This window comes from Neobacillus drentensis NBRC 102427 (assembly GCF_001591445.1).
Lineage (GTDB): Bacteria > Bacillota > Bacilli > Bacillales > Cytobacillaceae > Neobacillus > Neobacillus drentensis.
This window is the reverse complement of the sequence record NZ_BCUX01000046.1, coordinates 17,775-37,572: the sequence shown is the minus strand read 5'-3', so window position 1 is coordinate 37,572 and position 19,798 is coordinate 17,775. Positions and strand designations below refer to the sequence as shown.

Genomic DNA, 19,798 nt, shown 5'->3' with positions numbered 1-19,798 from the left:
TCTATTTATTAGCAGTTGGAGCGCTCCAGTCCATACGCCGCTAAACGGGCGCTTGCGCTTTTTGTTCAGAAAAATAAAACCTCTCACCTTAAAAGGAGAGAGGTAGTAGCTTAAAATTTAAATTACTTAAATATTATTCAAATTTAGTTGGATTGCCATCAAAAGCTTCGTCAGCTACCTTAATGGAATCAGTTGGGCAACCTTCAAATGCATCCATCATATCATCAATTAATACATCAGGAATTTCAACAATTCCTGCATTATCATCAAGTGTTACGAATGCGATGCCTTCATCATCATAATCATAAATATCTGGTGCTGCTGCGCCGCAAGCCCCACATGCAATACAAGTTTCCTTATCCACAATTGTATACTTTGCCATGAAAAAAACCTCCCAGTAATATAAAAAAATTATTCTTACACATTTTCCATTATCAAGATGAAAACGGATAACTCATTTCTATTGTAAAACTGTATCGACAACTTTTCAATAGAAAAATGCCCTTATTCCTGTAGTTAAATAGATGAATTTCTATTTCTTCCACATTTCCAGGCAACAATCCATTCTAATTCATGGTAGAATAAAGAAGAAAAATGGGTATTTTGTCGATAATGCACGAAAAAGCGGTGGGGGACTCGAATGATGCAAATTGAATCCATTATTCTATATAGTATTAAACAATTAAACCGTGAACGGACGATATATTCTATTTATCACCTATTGAATGGAAAAAAATCATCACAAACGATCCAAGATGCCCACCTATTCTCACTGAAAAAGTTTTTTGGAATTTATGAACAGTTATCCAGAGAATCCTTTGATGAAATATATCAAGCTATGGTAGAAAAAAATTGGTTAATAAATAATGGGGAACAACGATATAGTTTAACGACCTCTGGAATGACACTTCTAGAAAACAATCCATTACCCCAATATATAAATGGCTGGAACTTTCATCAAATAACCTCATTATTTTGGGAGAGATTGTCCCTGCTAATCCAAGTGGTATCCAATCTTGCTTTTTGTGAATCAAGATATATACCTATTCAAAAAAACATAGATGTCCATAACTGGTTAAAATCTACTTTAAAGGATATCACTGTACCTAGGCTGGAATTGGGTCCTGCTTTATATTCAGAGTTAAATAAATGTTTTAAAACTGCGAAAGTTATTGACCCATCCCTGTTAGTGTTTCGGTTAACTGGTTTTCAGCAGATTGGATTAACCCCTTTACAAGTAGCTGCAAAGTTAAATTTAGATATTCACAATTATCAGGTTGGGTTTACTAATATTCTCCATTATTTGATACAAAAAATAATGGAAGAAGAGAATCAGTTAAAAATCTTACCTTATCTCATTGATGAATTAATACAAGATGATGAATTAACTCTTTCCTCACGGAAAACCCAGAAATTGTTACTTCAGGGACATTCCCCTGACATAATCGCGAAACTTAGACACTTAAAATTAAGTACAATAGAAGATCATCTTGTTGAATTAGCCTTAAATGCTGCTGATTTTTCCATTGATACCTATGTGGATAGAGAATTACAACATGAGATTTTGGAAGTTTCACGGCAAAAAGCATCTAAACAGCTAAAAGTGATAAAAGAAAAAATAGGTGCTGCAACCTATTTTCAAATAAGGTTAGTACTGGCGAAACATGGTGATAGATAATGGAATTAGAAAAGGTTTTAAAAAAGCACTTTGGGTACCAATCGTTTAAGACTGGGCAAAAAGAGGTCATCACCTCAATTCTTGCAGGACGCGACTCATTGGCCATGCTCCCAACTGGGACAGGAAAATCATTGTGCTACCAACTTCCTGGGATTATTTTAGAAGGTCAGATATTAATCATTTCACCTCTTCTGTCACTAATGCAGGATCAGGTGGAGCAATTTAAAAGATTTGGGGAAAAAAGAGTCATTGCGTTAAATTCCTTTCTTTCTGCGGAGGAAAGAAATAGGGCATTACATCATTTGAATCAATATAAATTTATCTTTATATCACCCGAAATGATGAGAGTTCCCTATATTCTCCGTAAACTTCAGGAGCTTCCGATTGCGTTATTTGTGGTCGATGAGGCCCATTGTATTTCCCAGTGGGGCTTTGATTTTCGCCCTGATTATTCAAAACTAGGTGATATTCGAAAAAAACTTGGGAATCCATTAACGCTTGCATTAACAGCAACTGCAACCCAAAAGGTACGAGAGGATATTATTGCCTCACTTGATTTAGAGGAAATAGTAAAAATCGAATCAACCATCGATCGCCCTAATATCGGCTTTTATGTTAAAGAACTAATCGATTATCGCGATAAGCAGGCAAATATCCTTGAGTTGGTTGCCAACTTAAAAAAACCGGGAATTATTTATTTTTCTAGTAAAAAAACTGCTGAACAGATGGCAAATCTACTAACAGAAAAAGGAATTTGTCAGGCAATGGCCTATCACGGCGGATTAGATCAAAATACAAGAATCCTGATTCAACAACAGTTTATCTATGGTCAACTAGATGTAATATGCGCTACCAGTGCGTTTGGTATGGGAATTAATAAGGAAAATATCCGTTTTATTATTCATTATCATATGCCAATGCAAATAGAATCTTATCTACAGGAAATTGGCCGGGCAGGCCGTGATGGCGACCCGAGTATTGCCATCCTTTTATATTCGCCAGGGGATGAACATCTTCCAATCCAGCTTGCTGAAAATGAATTGCCATCAGAACAGCAAATAGACTGGTTGTTTAAGAAGATAACCGATGAACAGCTTTTCAAGAATGGAAATATTAGTTTAGATATGAAACTAATGGAACTTGGGGGTTTTACTGAAATTCAATGGAGGATTATTGAGAACTTTGTTAAAAATTCATCGCTAGAAACAGCTAATCTTAAAGGATTACAATGGACAATTAATAATTTTGTTAAGGAAAGATTGACTATTAAGAAAAATAATATCTATTCTATGAAAAAATGGATTGAAACCAATTCTTGCAGACGTGAAAATATATTAAAATATTTTGATGAAGTAAAGACGAAAGAGGTAAACCCTTGCTGCGATATCTGCGGACTTCAATTAAACGATTATCAAGCGATTAATCATTTAACCGTTCCTTCAGCGAAAACAGACGTAAAAAACTGGAATGATTATCTTTCGAAAATTCTAATCAATGGTGAGTTGAGGGAATGAAAAAAAAGTACTTTGAATTAATTAATGGTTTAACGGATAAAGATTTGCTTTTTCACCTTTACATGACACAGTTCATTCTCTGCGTGATTTCAATACTACTAGGGTTTATATTTTTTGACCATCTATCCTATTTAAATAATATTTCTTTGCAAGATTTTCAAATAATTACAATAGGTGTCCCTGCTGGAATAGCCGTGGTGTTAGCAGATATTCTCTTAATGAAATGGCTGCCTTCGTCTTATTATGATGATGGTGGTTTGAATGAAAGAATATTTAAAAATAGAAATATATTTCATATTTTATTCATTGCCCTATTTGTTGCTTTTAGTGAAGAATTATTGTTTCGGGGGATCATTCAAACAAAATTAGGTCTGATCATAGCAAGCATTATTTTTGCAATTATTCACTATCGATATCTTTTTAATTGGTTTTTGTTTGTTAATATTGTGGTTTTAAGTTTTTTTATTGGTTTAATATTCGTGTGGACAGAAAATTTAGCTGTAACAATTGCGATGCATTTTGTCATTGATTTTTTATTAGGAGTATATATAAAATTTAGACGTCCATTCAGAGAAGATGATCAGGGAGGGGTGGCGCCATGAATAATGAAGAACCATATAGAGACCAAGCAGAAAGATTAAAACAGCGTATAGAAAAAATTAATGAAAAAGTCGATGACAAGGAAGATTTGCCTCCAAGGGAGCAAATTCATCGTCAAAAGAAGAAAAAAACTAAATGGAAGCTAAAGTATCCACTGATCCGCCTTTTAGTTTTGTTTTTTATCCTCCTGCCTGTCATCATATTTAGTGTGATTTCATATCGTGACGGTGCAAAAAAAATAAATGGGAGTGAAAAAGCATCAGAAGAATCAGTAGGGTATGAAACAATTCATCTGGAAAAGTCGAAAGATGAGGAAGAAACCCTAGAAAACTCCACTGAAACGAACGAGGCAATTCCTGAAAGTAATGATTCGGAAAAACTTACCAAAGAGTCTAGCGACGAAGTCATGAAGACTGAAAAAACTGTGGAAGCCTCTGCTCATCCCGATAGTACAAATAGTACAAATGAAAACAAAACGAATTCTCAGGAAATTGCCAGTAATAGTGAAAAAGAAAAAGCTTCTGAAACTAATGCAAAATTGACAGAACCTGAAAAGACTAAAATCATTTCTCATAAGGTTAAACCAAATGAAAACCTATATAGGATTGCAATGACGTATTTTCATTCCCCTAAGGGAATGGATATCATTATGAAGGCTAATCATCTAACAAGTAAACAAATTAATGCAGGGCAAGTTTTGAAAATACCAATAAAAAATTAGCCGATTCCAAAAGGGATCGGTTTTTTTCTCTGGAAAAACATATTAGCAGGGACAAGTTCATATGAATATAAGAGAAATGGAGGGTGATAAAATGGATTCTCCAATCCAATTACTTGAAAATACTGATCAAGCAACGAAACAAGCTCTTGAAAACGTTAGAAAAAGAAAAGAAAAATTTGACCGCTTTAAGCATCGGCACATTCTCTCAATTTGGGCAACAATCATTTTAGCAGTTAGTTTCCTGACCTACTTGTATATCACAGTAGCCAGCATTTATTCCTATTCCTTTGCCGCGATGTTTTCCGCGTTTGTAAATGACTCTAATAATTTAACATTGCTGGTTTTCTGTGTAGGAATGTATGGCACAATGAATTTATTGAAAGAAAAAAAAGACAAAGCAGAAAAGGAATATCATGAATTAAGACGCGAGATTGTCGACCGTAGTAAGGATTATTGGAAAAAAGAAGAGGAGTGGAAAAATCGCCACCTAGTATTTGAATTGATGAAAAAGTTATATGACATTAACCTATACCATGAAAACAAATAAGAAGCAGACTGCAACTGCTTCTTATTTGTTATTAGAAAATCGTCTTTTTGCCACGTTCATCTTTTAAGATTTCCACAGCCTCCCTGAAACGTTGAGAATGAATGATTTCCCGTTCACGTAAAAAGCGAAGACTATCATTAATATCAGGATCATCACTTAAATTAATTAGCCACTGATAGGTAGCACGTGCCTTTTCCTCTGCTGCAATATCTTCATATAAATCTGCAATTGGGTCTCCCTTTGCGGTAATATAAGTAGCTGTAAATGGAACTCCTGCAGCATTATGGTAGTATAATGCACTATCATGGTCAGCATAATGTGCTCCTAATCCAGCTGCTTTCATTTGCTCAGGAGTGGCATCTTTCGTTAATTTGTAAACCATCGTAGCAATCATTTCGAGATGAGCAAATTCTTCTGTACCGATATCTGTAAGAAGGCCAATTACCTTATCAGGAATAGTATATCGTTGGTTTAAGTAGCGGAGTGCAGCAGCAAGTTCTCCGTCGGCACCTCCATATTGCTCAATTAAATATTTTGCTAATGTTGGATTGCATGTACTAACTCGAACGGGGTACTGTAACTTTTTCTCATAAACCCACATTGAATTTCTACCTCCCTAAATTAGACTTGCCACGGCCAAGGGGCATCCTTCCAGTTCCAAGGATATCCGGAGTAGCTATTTCCGAATTGCTGCAAAGGACCAAATTGACTTTCAAACATCTTTTTGATATGTTTTCGTTCTTTTACGTAATGATTAAATTGATTGATTGCCTCAAGGTCATCCGGGTGGGTATCTAAGTATAAAGTGAGTTCTACTAAAACAAAATCCATTGCTTGGAGCTGCTCCATAATTTGATAATATTCTTCAGGGACCTGTTTCATGTTGGCAGTCCCCCTTTTGCTTTCTCCAACGAATTGTACCAAGGATCATAAAAGTCCTTCCAGAGCGTACCGGCTCTCAGTGCTTCTAGCGGTGTAAATTGAGGAAGATTAGGTGGTTGAAAGCCCATATATAAATGTGGCGGGGTAGAATATGTCTTTTCAAGAATTGGCGTACAAGGATCGAACGGACTGGCGTATGGATGATAGGTTTTGAAATGAGTGTTCATTTTAGCCCTCCCTTTATTCAACATCATTTAATAATATGAAATTTCTCTTTTTCTATGACTTATCCTTAAAATATAAAGGGTTTTATCCAAGTCATGTCGAAGTATACTAGTTATTAAAGCAGGATTATTACTTAGAGGTGATGAGAATTGTTCGTAAAAAATATTATGATTCCAAAGCATGAATGTTTCACTGCACAGGAAAATACGACATTGAAAGAAGCATTGGAAAGTCTAGAAAAACATCAAATTGATGGACTACCAGTTTTAAATGGAGATAATTATGTCGGAGTTGCGACAAGATACTGCATTTTTGAAAGTTACTTTCAATCCGATAAACAAAAAGATGAGTATTTAACCTCAACTTTTGTAAAAGATATTGTTACACACCAAAATAAATTTTTAGAGGGTGGAGAATTATTTGAGAAAACCCTCCTTGATCTGAAGGATTTTCCATTATTAGCCGTTGTGGATTCTAACAAAAAGTTTCTAGGAGCGGTTACACGCTCGGATGTAATTAGTTCATTCGAAAGTGCATTCGGTGTTAACCGTCCCGGTGTAAGGATTGCCTTTACATCTGTTGAAACCGAAGGACGGATTGCACGACTTTCTGAAATAGCCCATCAGTTCCATGAACATATTATTTCACTTGTTACTTTTGATGAAACAGATAAACTTGTCCGTAGAATTGTTATGAAGATTGAAAAGAAGAACAATATTGAAAAATTCACAAAAAAGCTGGAAGAACATGGGTTCAGGATTTTAAGTATCGAAGAGGACCAATAAACTGAATAGGTAATATTTTAAAGCCCTCTCATACATTGTATGGGAGGGAATTTTTATGTATAAAAAAGTATTCAAGTATTTGGCTATTTTTCTATGTGGCTATATCCTTATTAAATGGATAACGATTCCTCAACCATTTGTCCTTTCTGATTTCTTTATTGGACTTGTCATGAATCCATTAAAATTTTTTGCAGCCTCAGTGGTTTATTTTATTGGATTTCTCATTACAGGAAGGGTTATATGTGAGCTTTTCCATAAGACTAGAAAAAAGTGGCAGAAACGGGAGATATCAGGTGCAACCCTTTTTTTTGATTATCTCTTTTTATTGATTATTTTTTTCTTGCTGTTTAATTTGGGATGGCAGCAAACCTCTGTCTTTTTTAGTTTAAGCCTTTTTTATGGTATGATTTCCATTGAACTTTAAGTTAAGAAATGGGGAAAAAGGATTATGGTTATTATTTTAATTGTCTTATTTTTCGTTGGTGGATGCCTTCTTGTATATATGTTGCATGAGGCATTTTTAAATAATGTAATCGAACATGAGTTATCCTTTTCAGACTTTCCAAAATCTCTTGGAACTGTTTCGATCTTTTTTATTTCGGATATTCATAGGAGGAAGATCTCTGATAAAATTATTAACCGTGTTAAGGGGATAGCAGATATAGTGGTAATTGGAGGAGATTTAACAGAAAAAGGTGTTCCTTTTGAGCGGGTTAAAGCAAACTTAATGAAACTTAAGCAAATTGGTCCTGTTTACTTTGTTTGGGGCAACAATGATTATGAAGTAGATTATCATAAATTAGATGCCATCCTGCTTGAGTTAGGTATTAAAGTTTTAGATAACACAGCAGTTACCTTTGAATCAGACCAAGGAGAAAAATTATCTTTGCTTGGTGTGGATGATTTAAATCAAGAACGAGATCGTCTAGATTTAGCCTTAGTAGATGCAGAGGAGAATAGCTTTAAAATTTTAGCAAGCCACTACCCCGATATCACAGAAAAGATTCTCTCAAAACATGAAATTCGCTTAGTGTTAAGTGGTCATACACACGGGGGGCAAATACATATTTTAGGATATAGTCCGAAGGAAAGAGGAGAACTAAAAAGATTAGATAATACAATTCTCCTTATTAGTAATGGCTACGGTACCACTACCATACCTTTAAGGTTAGGGGCACCTGCGGAATGTCACTTGATTAGACTTAGCTCCGAATTCTAAAATGTAAGGATAAATATAGACAATTCACCAACAAGACCCCAGGGCATACACTGAAAACAAGAGTTATGTCACGGCAGGGGGCAAAATCATGCGCTTAGAACGCTTAACGGCCAATAAAATAAAAATTTTTCTAACCTCTGATGATTTATTTGACAGGGGGCTGTCCAAAGAAGATATTTGGAAAGACTCGATTAAATGGAATCAGCTTTTTCATGATATGCTAGAAGAGGCAAGTGAGGAATTTGATGTTGATATCCAAGGTTCTGTAGCGGTAGAGGTGTTCTCCCTCCAAGCTCAAGGGATGATATTGATCATTACCGTTGATGAAACAATTGGTGATGAAGAAATTCTATATGATGGTTTTATTGAAATGCAAGTAAGGATGGAGGGCTTTGATGACCTCTTGTATGAGTTCGCTGAATTTGAGGATATAATCGGTCTTTCAAAAAGACTGTCCAATGTCAATATTTTTGGCGGGAGCCTATATGCGATGCATAACCGCTACTATTTGTTATTGGGAAATTTAGAAATTGAAAATAATATTAAAGCAGCTTGTGTTCTTTCTGAATTTGGTAATGCTTCAATTCTAAGTCCTTTCGTCTTAGCTGAGTATGGTAAACGAATAATCGAAACTAAAGCAGTAGAAACTATTCTTCGATATTTCAAATAAAGGCTTATTTTTAAACGAGGGAGCAAGCAGAGGGCTGCCATCGCTCTTCCATACAATTATAGATAAAGAGATATACTATGTAGCCATTGCAATTTTTAGAAATCCTTTAAAAATGCAATTGGCGACGTTTACATAATGGTTCTAAGAGGTGTTTTTCTTCTTGCATAAATCGATTAAAGGTGTATACTTGTGTCTGAAAGCTGACAATAGTCGCAGCATTTTTATAGGGAGGATTACAAATGGCAGCCGATAAAGATAATGAAAAGACTAATCAAGTGGAAAATCATGATGTGTTGAAATCAACACAAACAGTTATACATATGGCCCTTGAAAAGTTAGGTTATCCTGAAGAGGTTTATGAGCTTTTAAAAGAGCCATTACGTTTATTAACAGTTAAAATTCCAATTAGAATGGATGACGGTTCTATAAAAATATTTACTGGCTACCGTGCCCAGCATAATGATGCTGTAGGGCCGACAAAGGGTGGAATCCGTTTCCATCCAGGTGTGACAGAGACTGAAGTGAAAGCCCTTTCAATTTGGATGAGCTTAAAATGTGGTATTGTCGACCTTCCATATGGTGGTGGTAAAGGCGGTATTGTATGTGACCCTCGTGATATGTCCTTTAGAGAGCTTGAGAGATTAAGCCGTGGATACGTACGAGCAATAAGTCAAATCGTTGGACCAACTAAAGACATTCCAGCACCTGATGTGTTTACCAATTCACAAATTATGGCTTGGATGATGGATGAATATAGCCGAATCGATGAATTTAATTCTCCTGGCTTTATTACAGGTAAACCTCTTGTTTTAGGCGGGTCACATGGACGCGAATCTGCAACCGCAAAAGGAGTGACCATCTGTATCCAAGAGGCTGCAAAAAAGAGAGGTATTCAAATTGAGGGTGCAAGGGTCGTTATTCAAGGATTTGGTAATGCAGGAAGCTTTTTAGCAAAATTCATGCACGATGCAGGTGCGAAGGTGATAGGAATTTCTGACGCATATGGTGCATTACATGATCCAAATGGTTTGGATATTGATTATCTCTTGGATAGACGTGATAGCTTTGGAACAGTTACTAAATTATTTAATAATACGATAACAAATAAGGAATTACTTGAACTTGAATGTGATATTCTAGTACCGGCTGCAATTGAAAATCAAATTACAGAAGAAAATGCTCATAACATCCGTGCGGGCATCGTTGTTGAGGCTGCAAATGGTCCAACTACATTAGAGGCGACAGAGATTCTAACAGAACGTGGAATTCTCCTTGTTCCAGATGTATTAGCATCTGCAGGCGGTGTAACGGTTTCTTATTTTGAATGGGTTCAAAATAACCAAGGTTATTATTGGTCTGAGGAAGAAGTGGAAGAAAAGCTTGAAAAGGTAATGGTCAAATCGTTTAAAAATATTTATGACACGGCCCAGACACGCCGAGTCAATATGCGTCTTGCTGCTTATATGGTTGGAGTTAGAAAAATGGCAGAAGCAAGCCGCTTTAGAGGCTGGATTTAATAAAATTAACCATTGAAACATAGTAAAAAAACTCCTATCATAGACGATAGGAGTTTTTTTACTATGTTTGACTGATTGCTAGTTGGGAGTGTACTCATATGCAGATTGAAGATATCATTATTGTTGGCGGTGGACCATGTGGTTTAGCAGCAGCCATTGCCATTCAAGCAAAAGGGAAAAAATCATTGATTATAGAAAAAGGAAATGTGGTCAATTCTATTTATCACTATCCAACACATCAAACGTTTTTTAGTACTGCCGAAAAGTTGGAAATTGGTGAAGTTCCATTTATAACAGAAAATTACAAGCCTAAAAGAAATCAGGCTCTTGTTTATTATCGAGAAGTTGCCAAACGAAAACAATTGCGAATTAATGCATTTGAAAAGGTTACTAGTGTTTCAAAACATGATGAATTGTTTGAGGTTTGCACCGATAAAAATACTTATCATGCCCGCTATGTAATCATTGCAACTGGCTATTATGATCATCCAAATTATATGAATGTGCCTGGTGAAAATCTATCAAAGGTATTCCACTATTTTAAAGAAGCTCATCCCTATTATGATAAGGATGTTTGTGTAATTGGCGGGAAGAATTCTAGTGTTGATGCGGCACTAGAACTTGTAAAAGCTGGCGCAAGAGTAACTGTGTTATATCGTGGTGATAAATATTCACCAAGTATAAAGCCATGGATTCTTCCTGAATTTGAAGCTTTGGTCCGGACAGGAACCATATTGATGGAATTTAACGCTAACTTAAAAGAAATAACAGAAAATCAAGTGGTTTATATAAAAGACGGGATCGAAACAGTAATCAGCAATGATTTTGTTTTTGCAATGACTGGCTACCATCCAGATCATCAATTTTTAATCAACATGGGCGTGAAAATTGATGAGGAATCAGGGCGACCATACTTTAATCCTGATACTTTGGAAACGAATGTTGAAGGGATTTATATTGCAGGTGTAATTGCTGCGGGGAATAACGCTAATGAAATATTTATTGAAAATGGAAGATTCCACGGGGAAGAAATAGCCAAATCAATCATCGAAAATGATGCAAAAAGGGTGACTAAATAATGAAAAAGGTTATTTTATTAACAACAGGTGGAACAATAGCCAGCAAGCCTAATAAAGAATCCGGAAAATTAGCCTCAGGCGCTTTAACGGGTGAAGAATTGGCTAGTATGTGTAATTTGCCGAAAGACATCGAAGTGGTCGTTGAATCTGTTTTTCAAAAAGCCAGTATTCATATTACCTTTGATGATTTACTACTATTAAAGGACAAGATTGATAACTATTTTAAGGATGAAGAAGTATCAGGTGTGGTTGTCACACATGGAACAGATACAATGGAAGAAACTTCTTATTTTCTTGATTTAACCATAAAAGACCCACGACCGATTATCGTAACAGGTTCCCAGCGTTCTCCAGAGGAATTAGGGAGTGATGTGTTTATTAATTTACGTCATGCCATTTATTGTGCTTGTTCCAGTGATTTATGGGATGCAGGAACTGTTGTCGTTTTTAATGAGCGGATTTTTGCAGCGAGATATGTTAAAAAAGAGCATGCTTCCAATATTCAGGGCTTTAATGCGTTTGGGTTTGGGTACCTGGGCATTATTGATAACGATCAAGTACATGTTTTTCAGAAACCCATAAAAAGAGAATATTTTGAATTAAAAACTTCTATACCTCAAGTCGAAATCATTAAATGCTATATTGGAGCAGATGGAAAATTTATCAAAGCTGCTCGGGAGGCAGGAATATCAGGAATTATCCTTGAAGGCGTGGGGCGAGGTCAGGTTGCTCCTAAAATGATGGCAGAAATAGAAAAGACACTTGCCGCAGGAATAAAACTAGTTATCACGACTAGCGCAGAAGAGGGTTCTGTATACACAACCTATGATTATGAAGGAAGTGCCTTTGATCTTTTTAATAAAGGAGTTATTCTCGGTAGTGACAATGACTCTAAAAAGGCAAGAATTAAATTGGCTGTAGCTCTTGCGAGTAATTTGAAAGAAATTAAATTTTAGCGGCATGCCAATCGGTTGAAGTCCTTTGAACAAATGGAATGAATCTTTCATTTTCTTTATAGAGAATACATGGTACGATTAAGAAAATGGATTGGAAAAGAGGTTCTTCATGCTGGGAATATTATCAGCCGGTATTGCCCCCGGACTGGCCTTACTAAGCTATTTTTATTTAAAGGATGAATATGACTCAGAGCCAATATCCTTTGTACTAAGAACATTTATGTACGGGGCCCTTCTCGTGTTTCCAATCATGTTTATTCAGCATGTCCTTGAAACAGAGCATATCGTTAAATCTGAACTTTTCAATGCATTTCTAAGTTCAGGTCTTTTTGAGGAGTTTTTTAAATGGTTTATTCTCTTTTATGTGGTCTATCAGCATGCAGAGTTTGATGAACCCTTTGATGGAATTGTCTACGGTGTAGCCGTTTCACTTGGCTTTGCTACAATTGAAAATATTTTTTATTTAATAGCGAATGGGATTGAACATGCAGTAACAAGGGCATTGTTACCTGTTTCAAGTCACGCCTTATTTGGTGTAATTATGGGCTTTTACATTGGAAAGGCAAAGTTTACGGAGGGGAATAAAGCTAAATGGGTTATACTTTCCTTGCTTTTACCATTTATTCTCCATGGTTCCTACGATTTTATTTTAATTTCACAAGAAAATTGGCTCTTTATTATTTTTCCTTTTATGATTTTCCTTTGGTGGTTTGGATTAAGGCAAGTGAAGAAAGCTAAAATATTAAGCGCAAATCATATGAAAAAACAATATTCTATCCAAAAAACTCTTCATTTATAAAGAAGGGTTTTTTTATTTATTCTCACTTACTTGGAATAAAAACACCAATAAAACAAAAAATAGGTTTACTGCAAAAAGATTTACAATGGGGGCTAATATTCCATGTTAAAGAAAAAAATCCTACTAAAACTTTTCATACTGATCTTTCTCGTGCTTGGGACATCATCTTTTTTTGAGAGCAAGGAGGTTCGAGCGTTCTCTAATCAGATTATCCAAAAAGGAGCTGTAGGCGATGATGTGATCGAATTACAATCCAGACTTCAATATATTGGCTTTTATAAAGGGAAGATTGATGGCGTCTTCGGATGGAGTACGTATTGGGCGCTGAGAAATTTTCAATCTGAATTTGGGCTGCCGATTGATGGATTGGCGGGATGGCCAACAAAATTAAAACTAGCTAAAGCAAGCAAGTACAATGAACAGTTTGTAAAAAAACAAATAGATGCCGGAAATGATTTTACACATTATGGCGGGGTAGATCAAAGTAAACAAAGCACCCCAAATCCTGCTAACAAAGCACCGGCAAATCAGGCACCAAAACAAACGGCGCCACCAAAAAACACAGCACCCAAAAAAGCTGCACCCAATAAAGCTACACCTAAAAAGCCTACAGCTGCAAATACACCAAATGGTTTTTCGCAAAATGATATTCAGTTGATGGCTAATGCTGTTCATGGAGAATCAAGGGGAGAGCCTTATACTGGTCAGGTTGCTGTTGCAGCAGTAATTCTCAACAGGGTAAACAGTTCAACCTTTCCTAATACCGTTTCAGGAGTAATTTTTGAGCCAGGTGCTTTCACCGCTGTAGCTGATGGGCAAATTTGGCTGACACCAAATGAAAATGCAAAGAAAGCGGTTATAGACGCTATAAATGGCTGGGATCCGACTGGTGAGGCTTTATACTATTTTAACCCGGATACTGCCACGAGCGGCTGGATATGGGGCAGACCACAAATAAAACGAATCGGGAAACATATTTTTTGCAAGTAGAGAGGTGAATAGAAATGATTAGAGGAATATTAATAGGTGTTCTCGCTATAGGTGTTGCGGGAACAGCTTATTGGGGCTACCAAGAGCATCAAGAAAAAAATGCAATTCTTTTAAATGCAGAAAATTCTTATCAACGCGCATTCCATGACCTTTCCTATCAAGTGGATTTATTACACGATAAGATTGGTACAACTCTTGCAATGAATTCAAGGCATTCCTTGTCTCCATCGCTAATAGAGGTTTGGAGAATCACTTCAGAAGCACACGGTGATGTAGGGCAACTGCCATTAACATTACTGCCCTTTAACAAGACAGAAGAATTTTTAGCAAAAATTGGAAACTTTAGCTATCGAACCGCTGTTAGAGATTTGGACAAGAAACCATTATCAAAAGACGAATATAACACATTAAAGGTACTTTATAAGCAGTCTGCTGATATTCAGGATGAACTTCGAAACGTACAGCATATGGTATTAAAAAATAACCTTCGCTGGATGGATGTAGAGCTGGCCTTGGCGTCTGGCAAAGAAACAACGGACAATACGATAATTGATGGTTTTAAAACAGTAGAAAAGACAGTAACAGGTTACGAAGAAACGGATATGGGTCCTACTTTTGTAAACATGCAAAAAAAGGATGAAAACTATCAAAAAATAAAAGGAAAAACCATTTCCAAACAAGATGCAATCAACATCGCCAAAAAGTATATGAAGATTGATGGGGATTCCGAGGTTAAGGTTACTAAAAATGGAAAAGGTTCCGACTATGGTTTTTACAGTGTTTCGATAAAGAATAAGAAAACTGGTGATGAGGCAAGTATGGACATTACCAAAAAAGTGGGACATCCAATTTGGTTTATTAACCATCGGGACGTAAAAAAACAAGTTCTCAGTTTAAATGATGCGGATAATAAGGCAGCAACTTTCCTTAAAGATACGGGCTTTAAAGATTTAGAAATATTTGAAAGCACTCAATATGACAATATCGGTGTTTTTAATTTTGTTTCGAAAATTAACGGTATTAGAATTTACCCCGAAGCGATTAAAGTGAAAGTTGCCTTGGACAATGGGGATATTATTGGTGTATCCGCTGGGGAGTATTTAAAATCTTTTCAGACAAGAAAGATTGAAAAACCGTCCATTTCTGTCAAACAAGCTCAAGAAAAGGTTAATCCTAACTTTAAAGTAATGGAAAACCGGCAGGCAATTATTATAAATGACTTGAACAAGGAAGTGTTATGCTACGAATTCCTTGGGACGATTGATGATGATACCTATCGTATATTTATAAATGCAAAAAGTGGTGAGGAAGAAGAGGTTGAAAAATTAAAGAATGCTGAGGCAGTATATGAAGATGTGTTATAAGGAAAAGCATTTGCTTTTCCTTATATTTTTATCAATAAACTCCAATAATAGATATATATTGATTGATGGAGTGGATCGTATGAAAAAGGTAGAAAGAGTGTTAATAAAAGTTATCGTCATACAGTTTATTTTTCTATTTTTTGCGCAATTATTTTTCCATCAGCTTGATGTCCTTCCTCGAGTAAAACAATTGACAAAATATGAAGGTGTAAATGAAAATACATATACTGAAATTCTTGAAACCTTCCAGGGAAAATGAGAAAGCAGGCCTGCCTGCTTTCTTTTGATTGATGAATAAACAAATTGCTATTAAATTTCATTTTTATCATGGTAAAAAAAAGAGGCATTGATATATCTTGTGGTAAAATAAATAGTAGACAACATCTTAGTCAAACATGAAGTCAAATAGGAGGATTTATGGAAAAGAAAATATCAATCGCAATAGACGGTCCAGCTGCAGCCGGTAAGAGTACAGTTGCAAAAATTGTAGCAGAAAAACTTTCTTATATTTATATCGATACAGGTGCGATGTACCGAGCGTTAACATATAAGGCAATTGTGAATCAACTTGATTTAGAAGATGAAGATGTTTTATTTGAGACATTACTATCAACAGTGATTAAATTGCAGCCCTCTGATAAAGGTCAGTTAGTATTCTTAGATGATCGAGATGTTACAAATGAGATTCGTTTTGCTGAAGTAACAAATTCAACTTCCTATGTTGCTAAACATCAGAAGGTCCGTGAAGAGATGGTCAGAAGACAACAAGCTTTTGCTACTGAGGGCGGAGTCGTAATGGATGGAAGGGATATAGGTACCCATGTATTACCAGGTGCAGAGGTAAAGGTGTTTTTACTTGCTAGTGTCGAGGAAAGAGCGGAAAGACGTCATAATGAAAATATCCAAAAAGGCTTTCCATCTGACTTAGAAAAGTTAAAAGAAGAAATTGCTCGTAGAGATAAAATCGACTCAGAGAGAGAAGTAGCACCATTGAAAAAAGCTGATGATGCAGTTGAAATCGATACAACCTCTTTAACTATTCCAGATGTTGTAGAAAAAATAATGGTGTTGGTGCATGAAAGGATTGGATAGGTGTGACGTTTTATGATTTTGCGAAATCAGTGGTTACGGGTGTATTTAAACCACTTTACAGGGTTGAAGCTATCGGATTAGGAAATTTTCCTAAAGAAGGCGGTGTCCTTCTTTGTTCGAATCACATCCATAATTTTGATCCCATTATTGTTGGAATAATGGCACCTCGCCCTGTTCATTACATGGCAAAAGAAGAGATTTTTAAAGTACCTGTTTTGGGTAATATCGTTAGAAAATGCAATGCTTTTCCGGTGAAAAGGGGATTTAATGATCGGGAAGCACTTAGAACAGGCTTAAAGATTCTTAAGGATGGCCATGTTTTCGGTCTTTTTCCAGAGGGAACTAGAAGTAAGACCGGGGAATTAGGAAAGGGGCTTTCCGGGGCTGGTTTTTTTGCTCTAAGGTCAACTGCATCGGTCGTGCCCTGTGCGGTTATTGGCCCATATAAAAGTTTCCGGAAATTAAAGGTGGTCTATGGACAACCTATTGATTTGGAGGAAATGAGAAAAGAGAAAGCTTCTGCAGAACAAGTTACTGAATTAATTATGTCCAACATTGAAAAACTTATAAAAGAACATCAATAGGTTCTGCTTGACAAAAAAGGCTATTTGTAAGAAGTTAATGGAAAGAGTTTTTTTTGAAAATTCACTGCTTTTAGGTTTGTTGTATATGTTGTTGTATGCTGCGTGGCATCCACCAGTTCATATATAGAATTTTAGGAGTAAATGGATTAAGGAGGAATACATATGTCGGAAGAATTAAATCAAGTAGAAGTGAAAAGCTTTGAAATTGGGGATAAAGTAAACGGACAAGTTACGAAAGTAGAAGAAAAGCAGGTGCATGTGGCTATCCAAGGCAGCAAACTTGATGGGATTATCCCAATCAGTGAACTTTCAAGTCTGCATATTGAAAAGGCATCTGATGCAGTCCAAGATGGTGATGATCTAGAATTAGAAGTTTTAAAAGTTGAGGAAGAAGCAATCATCCTCTCTAAAAGGAAAGTAGATGCAGAAAAAGCTTGGGAGAGTTTAGAAAAACAATTCCAAAGTGGAGAAATTTTTGAAGCAGAGGTTAAAGACGTTGTAAAAGGCGGTTTAGTGGTAGATCTCGGGGTTCGTGGTTTTGTACCGGCATCCCTCGTTGAAGCTCATTTTGTAGAAGATTTCAGTGATTATAAAGGTCGCTTCCTAACCTTTAAAATTGTTGAACTTGATAAGGACAAGAATCGCTTAATTCTATCTCATCGAGCAGTTGTTGAACAAGAAAAAGGTAAACAAAAACAAAATCGCCTTAGTGCAGTCCAAGTTGGCCAAATCATCGATGGTACAGTACAAAGAATTACTGACTTTGGAGCTTTTGTGGATATTGGCGGCATCGACGGTCTTGTTCATATTTCTCAACTATCTTATGAGCATGTAGATAAGCCATCAGATGTTGTTCACGAAGGACAGCAAGTACAGGTTAAAGTACTAAGTGTTGACCGTGATAATGAAAGGATTTCTTTATCAATTAAGGAAACACTTCCCGGACCATGGGCAAATATCTCTGAGAAAGCACCTAAAGGGAGCATCTTAAAAGGGAAAGTGAAAAGATTGGTTTCATATGGTGCGTTTGTTGAAGTATTTCCTGGTGTAGAAGGTCTTGTTCATATCTCTCAAATTGCACATAAGCATATTGGTACGCCACATGAAGTATTGAAAGAAGGACAGGAAGTTGATGTCAAAGTCCTTGAAGCAAATGAGTCGGATCAACGTTTATCCTTAAGCATTAAAGAACTTCTTGAAAAAGAGTATGAGGAAAACTATGATTATGAGCTCCCTGAAGAGTCAAAAGGCTTCCAGCTGGGAGAAGTTATTGGTGATAAATTAAAGAATCTAGGAAAATAATGGTGATTTAAGTGTCTAGATCTGAACGAAAATGGGACCACATTCGTTATGCCCTTGAAAATAGGCAAAATCCTTCTTCGGCATTTGATGATATAAAATTTATTCACCAGGGATTACCGGATATTGGTGTATTTGATGTTGGATTAGACCATGAAATTGGCGGACTTTATTTAAGTTCGCCAATTTTTATCAATGCGATGACCGGTGGCGGCGGTGATAAAACATATCGTATCAATAAAGAACTGGCAATTGTTGCTAAAAATACGGGTCTAACAATGGCAGTTGGATCACAAATGGCGGCTATAAAGGATAAAGCTCAAAAATATACCTACGAAATCGTCCGCAAAGAGAATCCCGCTGGTGTTATTATCGCAAATTTAGGGAGCGAAGCATCTTCAGAAGACGCAAAAGCTGCTATTGAGATGATTGAAGCAGATGCCCTGCAAATTCATTTAAATGTCATTCAGGAATTAACTATGCCCGAGGGAGATCGTAATTTTTCCGGTGCACTTAAAAGAATTGAATCCATTGTTAAAGAGATTGCAGTCCCTGTTATAGTGAAAGAAGTGGGTTTCGGGATGGCGAAGGAAACTGTTCATTCACTCATATCAATTGGCGTTAAAATGGTTGATGTGGGCGGCTCCGGGGGAACAAATTTTGCTGAAATTGAAAATAAGCGCAGGGAAAAAGCCCTGTCATTTTTTAATCAATGGGGAACCCCAACAGGAATTTCAATTTTTGAAGCAGCGTCTGTTTCTAATAATCTTTCGGTCATTGGTTCCGGTGGCTTAAGGTCAGCACATGACATTGCAAAAGGATTAGCGATTGGAGCAGATGCAATTGGAATGGCAGGCTATTTCCTGAAAATCCTTGTTAAAGAAGGGATAGAGGCTTTACAGGCAGAAATCGAAAAACTTCACGAGGAATTAAAACTGATAATGACTGCTTTAGGAGCAAAGAACGTTTCAGATTTAAAAAAGGCACCACTGGTAATTTCCGGTGAAACCTATCATTGGTTAAATCAAAGAGGTATTGATACGAAACGATTCGCCCAGCGTTCTATAAAATAAAGCTCCCGCAACTGCGAGAGCTTTTTTCTTATCTTTTACCGTCGTTTAAACCCCGCGCTTCTTCAGGGCCTGACAGCTTCGTGGCACCAGGATAGTGCAATGCCTGATCGCGATCTGATTCAACTCTTCTACTCGCCTTTAACTTCTTTTCTTGTCGGTCTTTTCCCATTCTTACACACCTCCTCTTAATAAGATGAATCACAA

General features: G+C 36.4%; 25 protein-coding genes. 20 read left to right on the top strand and 5 right to left on the bottom strand.

Going from position 1 to position 19,798, the window contains the following annotated elements; all coding sequences use genetic code 11:
- Nucleotides 1-133: 133 nt before the first annotated feature.
- The gene (locus BDR01S_RS18900; protein WP_066257296.1) at nucleotides 134-382 is read right to left on the bottom strand and encodes a ferredoxin; all 249 of its coding nucleotides are present in this window, start codon (nucleotides 380-382) and stop codon (nucleotides 134-136) included.
- A 339-nt stretch (nucleotides 383-721) separates the two neighbouring features.
- On the opposite strand from BDR01S_RS18900, the gene BDR01S_RS18895 reads away from it, so the two are divergent.
- From BDR01S_RS18895 to BDR01S_RS18875, 5 genes are all read left to right on the top strand, one after another.
- Complete coding sequence (locus BDR01S_RS18895; protein ID WP_169801461.1) at nucleotides 722-1,678, top strand: YpbB family protein; 957 nt, start codon at nucleotides 722-724, stop codon at nucleotides 1,676-1,678.
- Nucleotides 1,678-3,192: a RecQ family ATP-dependent DNA helicase gene (locus BDR01S_RS18890; protein ID WP_066257293.1), complete on the top strand. Its 1,515-nt coding sequence runs from the start codon at nucleotides 1,678-1,680 to the stop codon at nucleotides 3,190-3,192. The genes BDR01S_RS18895 and BDR01S_RS18890 overlap by 1 nt, the downstream gene beginning before the upstream one ends.
- Complete coding sequence (locus BDR01S_RS18885) at nucleotides 3,189-3,794, top strand: CPBP family intramembrane glutamic endopeptidase (protein WP_066257291.1); 606 nt, start codon at nucleotides 3,189-3,191, stop codon at nucleotides 3,792-3,794. The genes BDR01S_RS18890 and BDR01S_RS18885 overlap by 4 nt, the downstream gene beginning before the upstream one ends.
- Nucleotides 3,791-4,513 carry a LysM peptidoglycan-binding domain-containing protein gene (locus BDR01S_RS18880; protein ID WP_066257288.1) on the top strand — a complete coding sequence of 241 codons (723 nt, stop codon included), beginning with the start codon at nucleotides 3,791-3,793 and terminating at the stop codon, nucleotides 4,511-4,513. The genes BDR01S_RS18885 and BDR01S_RS18880 overlap by 4 nt, the downstream gene beginning before the upstream one ends.
- 91 nt (nucleotides 4,514-4,604) lie before the next feature.
- Entirely contained in the window at nucleotides 4,605-5,060 is a 456-nt protein-coding gene (locus BDR01S_RS18875) for a DUF2663 family protein (protein WP_066257286.1), read from the top strand.
- Between the two features lie 31 nt (nucleotides 5,061-5,091).
- Here BDR01S_RS18875 and cotJC read toward each other — a convergent pair whose 3' ends face one another.
- Genes cotJC through BDR01S_RS18860 form a run of 3 tightly spaced genes read right to left on the bottom strand, consistent with a single transcriptional unit; the run spans nucleotide 5,092 to nucleotide 6,169 of the window.
- A complete protein-coding gene (gene cotJC / locus BDR01S_RS18870; RefSeq protein ID WP_066257284.1) occupies nucleotides 5,092-5,661 on the bottom strand; it encodes a spore coat protein CotJC in 570 nt (189 codons plus the stop codon).
- Nucleotides 5,662-5,681: 20 nt separating this feature from the next.
- Nucleotides 5,682-5,942 (bottom strand): spore coat protein CotJB, encoded by a 261-nt coding sequence (locus BDR01S_RS18865; RefSeq protein WP_066257282.1) that lies wholly within the window; start codon nucleotides 5,940-5,942, stop codon nucleotides 5,682-5,684.
- Entirely contained in the window at nucleotides 5,939-6,169 is a 231-nt protein-coding gene (locus tag BDR01S_RS18860; protein ID WP_066257279.1) for a spore coat associated protein CotJA, read from the bottom strand. The genes BDR01S_RS18865 and BDR01S_RS18860 overlap by 4 nt, the downstream gene beginning before the upstream one ends.
- Nucleotides 6,170-6,316: 147 nt before the next feature.
- Between BDR01S_RS18860 and BDR01S_RS18855 the strand changes: the two genes are divergently transcribed.
- The 15 genes from BDR01S_RS18855 to fni all read left to right on the top strand — a co-directional run bounded on the left by BDR01S_RS18855 (nucleotide 6,317) and on the right by fni (nucleotide 19,594).
- Nucleotides 6,317-6,952: a CBS domain-containing protein gene (locus BDR01S_RS18855; RefSeq protein ID WP_066257276.1), complete on the top strand. Its 636-nt coding sequence runs from the start codon at nucleotides 6,317-6,319 to the stop codon at nucleotides 6,950-6,952.
- A 55-nt stretch (nucleotides 6,953-7,007) separates the two neighbouring features.
- Nucleotides 7,008-7,376 (top strand): hypothetical protein, encoded by a 369-nt coding sequence (locus BDR01S_RS18850; protein WP_066257273.1) that lies wholly within the window; start codon nucleotides 7,008-7,010, stop codon nucleotides 7,374-7,376.
- Nucleotides 7,377-7,400: 24 nt separating this feature from the next.
- Entirely contained in the window at nucleotides 7,401-8,171 is a 771-nt protein-coding gene (locus BDR01S_RS18845; protein WP_066257271.1) for a metallophosphoesterase, read from the top strand.
- Nucleotides 8,172-8,259: 88 nt separating this feature from the next.
- The gene (locus tag BDR01S_RS18840) at nucleotides 8,260-8,841 is read left to right on the top strand and encodes a genetic competence negative regulator (RefSeq protein WP_066257269.1); all 582 of its coding nucleotides are present in this window, start codon (nucleotides 8,260-8,262) and stop codon (nucleotides 8,839-8,841) included.
- A gap of 239 nt (nucleotides 8,842-9,080) precedes the next feature.
- Nucleotides 9,081-10,358 (top strand): Glu/Leu/Phe/Val family dehydrogenase, encoded by a 1,278-nt coding sequence (locus tag BDR01S_RS18835; protein ID WP_066257267.1) that lies wholly within the window; start codon nucleotides 9,081-9,083, stop codon nucleotides 10,356-10,358.
- 98 nt (nucleotides 10,359-10,456) lie between these two features.
- Nucleotides 10,457-11,437 (top strand): YpdA family putative bacillithiol disulfide reductase, encoded by a 981-nt coding sequence (locus tag BDR01S_RS18830; protein ID WP_066257264.1) that lies wholly within the window; start codon nucleotides 10,457-10,459, stop codon nucleotides 11,435-11,437.
- Nucleotides 11,437-12,393, top strand: a complete 957-nt coding sequence (locus BDR01S_RS18825) for an asparaginase (protein WP_066257262.1) — start codon at nucleotides 11,437-11,439, stop codon at nucleotides 12,391-12,393. The genes BDR01S_RS18830 and BDR01S_RS18825 overlap by 1 nt, the downstream gene beginning before the upstream one ends.
- A gap of 109 nt (nucleotides 12,394-12,502) precedes the next feature.
- Complete coding sequence (gene prsW, locus BDR01S_RS18820; RefSeq protein WP_066257260.1) at nucleotides 12,503-13,192, top strand: glutamic-type intramembrane protease PrsW; 690 nt, start codon at nucleotides 12,503-12,505, stop codon at nucleotides 13,190-13,192.
- A 102-nt stretch (nucleotides 13,193-13,294) separates the two neighbouring features.
- A complete protein-coding gene (gene sleB, locus BDR01S_RS18815) occupies nucleotides 13,295-14,182 on the top strand; it encodes a spore cortex-lytic enzyme (protein ID WP_066257258.1) in 888 nt (295 codons plus the stop codon).
- Nucleotides 14,183-14,196: 14 nt separating this feature from the next.
- Entirely contained in the window at nucleotides 14,197-15,546 is a 1,350-nt protein-coding gene (gene ypeB, locus BDR01S_RS18810) for a germination protein YpeB (protein WP_066257255.1), read from the top strand.
- Nucleotides 15,547-15,625: 79 nt separating this feature from the next.
- Nucleotides 15,626-15,805, top strand: a complete 180-nt coding sequence (locus BDR01S_RS18805) for a YpfB family protein (RefSeq protein WP_066257253.1) — start codon at nucleotides 15,626-15,628, stop codon at nucleotides 15,803-15,805.
- A gap of 158 nt (nucleotides 15,806-15,963) precedes the next feature.
- Complete coding sequence (cmk, locus tag BDR01S_RS18800; RefSeq protein ID WP_066257250.1) at nucleotides 15,964-16,638, top strand: (d)CMP kinase; 675 nt, start codon at nucleotides 15,964-15,966, stop codon at nucleotides 16,636-16,638.
- Nucleotides 16,639-16,640: 2 nt separating this feature from the next.
- Entirely contained in the window at nucleotides 16,641-17,222 is a 582-nt protein-coding gene (locus BDR01S_RS18795; RefSeq protein WP_066257248.1) for a lysophospholipid acyltransferase family protein, read from the top strand.
- Nucleotides 17,223-17,384: 162 nt separating this feature from the next.
- On the top strand, nucleotides 17,385-18,524 hold the full coding sequence (gene rpsA, locus BDR01S_RS18790) for a 30S ribosomal protein S1 (RefSeq protein ID WP_066257245.1): 1,140 nt from the start codon (nucleotides 17,385-17,387) through the stop codon (nucleotides 18,522-18,524).
- 11 nt (nucleotides 18,525-18,535) lie between these two features.
- Complete coding sequence (gene fni, locus BDR01S_RS18785) at nucleotides 18,536-19,594, top strand: type 2 isopentenyl-diphosphate Delta-isomerase (protein WP_066257242.1); 1,059 nt, start codon at nucleotides 18,536-18,538, stop codon at nucleotides 19,592-19,594.
- A gap of 28 nt (nucleotides 19,595-19,622) precedes the next feature.
- On the opposite strand, the gene BDR01S_RS25015 is transcribed toward fni, so the two are convergent.
- Entirely contained in the window at nucleotides 19,623-19,763 is a 141-nt protein-coding gene (locus BDR01S_RS25015) for a YpzI family protein (protein WP_066257239.1), read from the bottom strand.
- Nucleotides 19,764-19,798 lie beyond the last annotated feature (35 nt).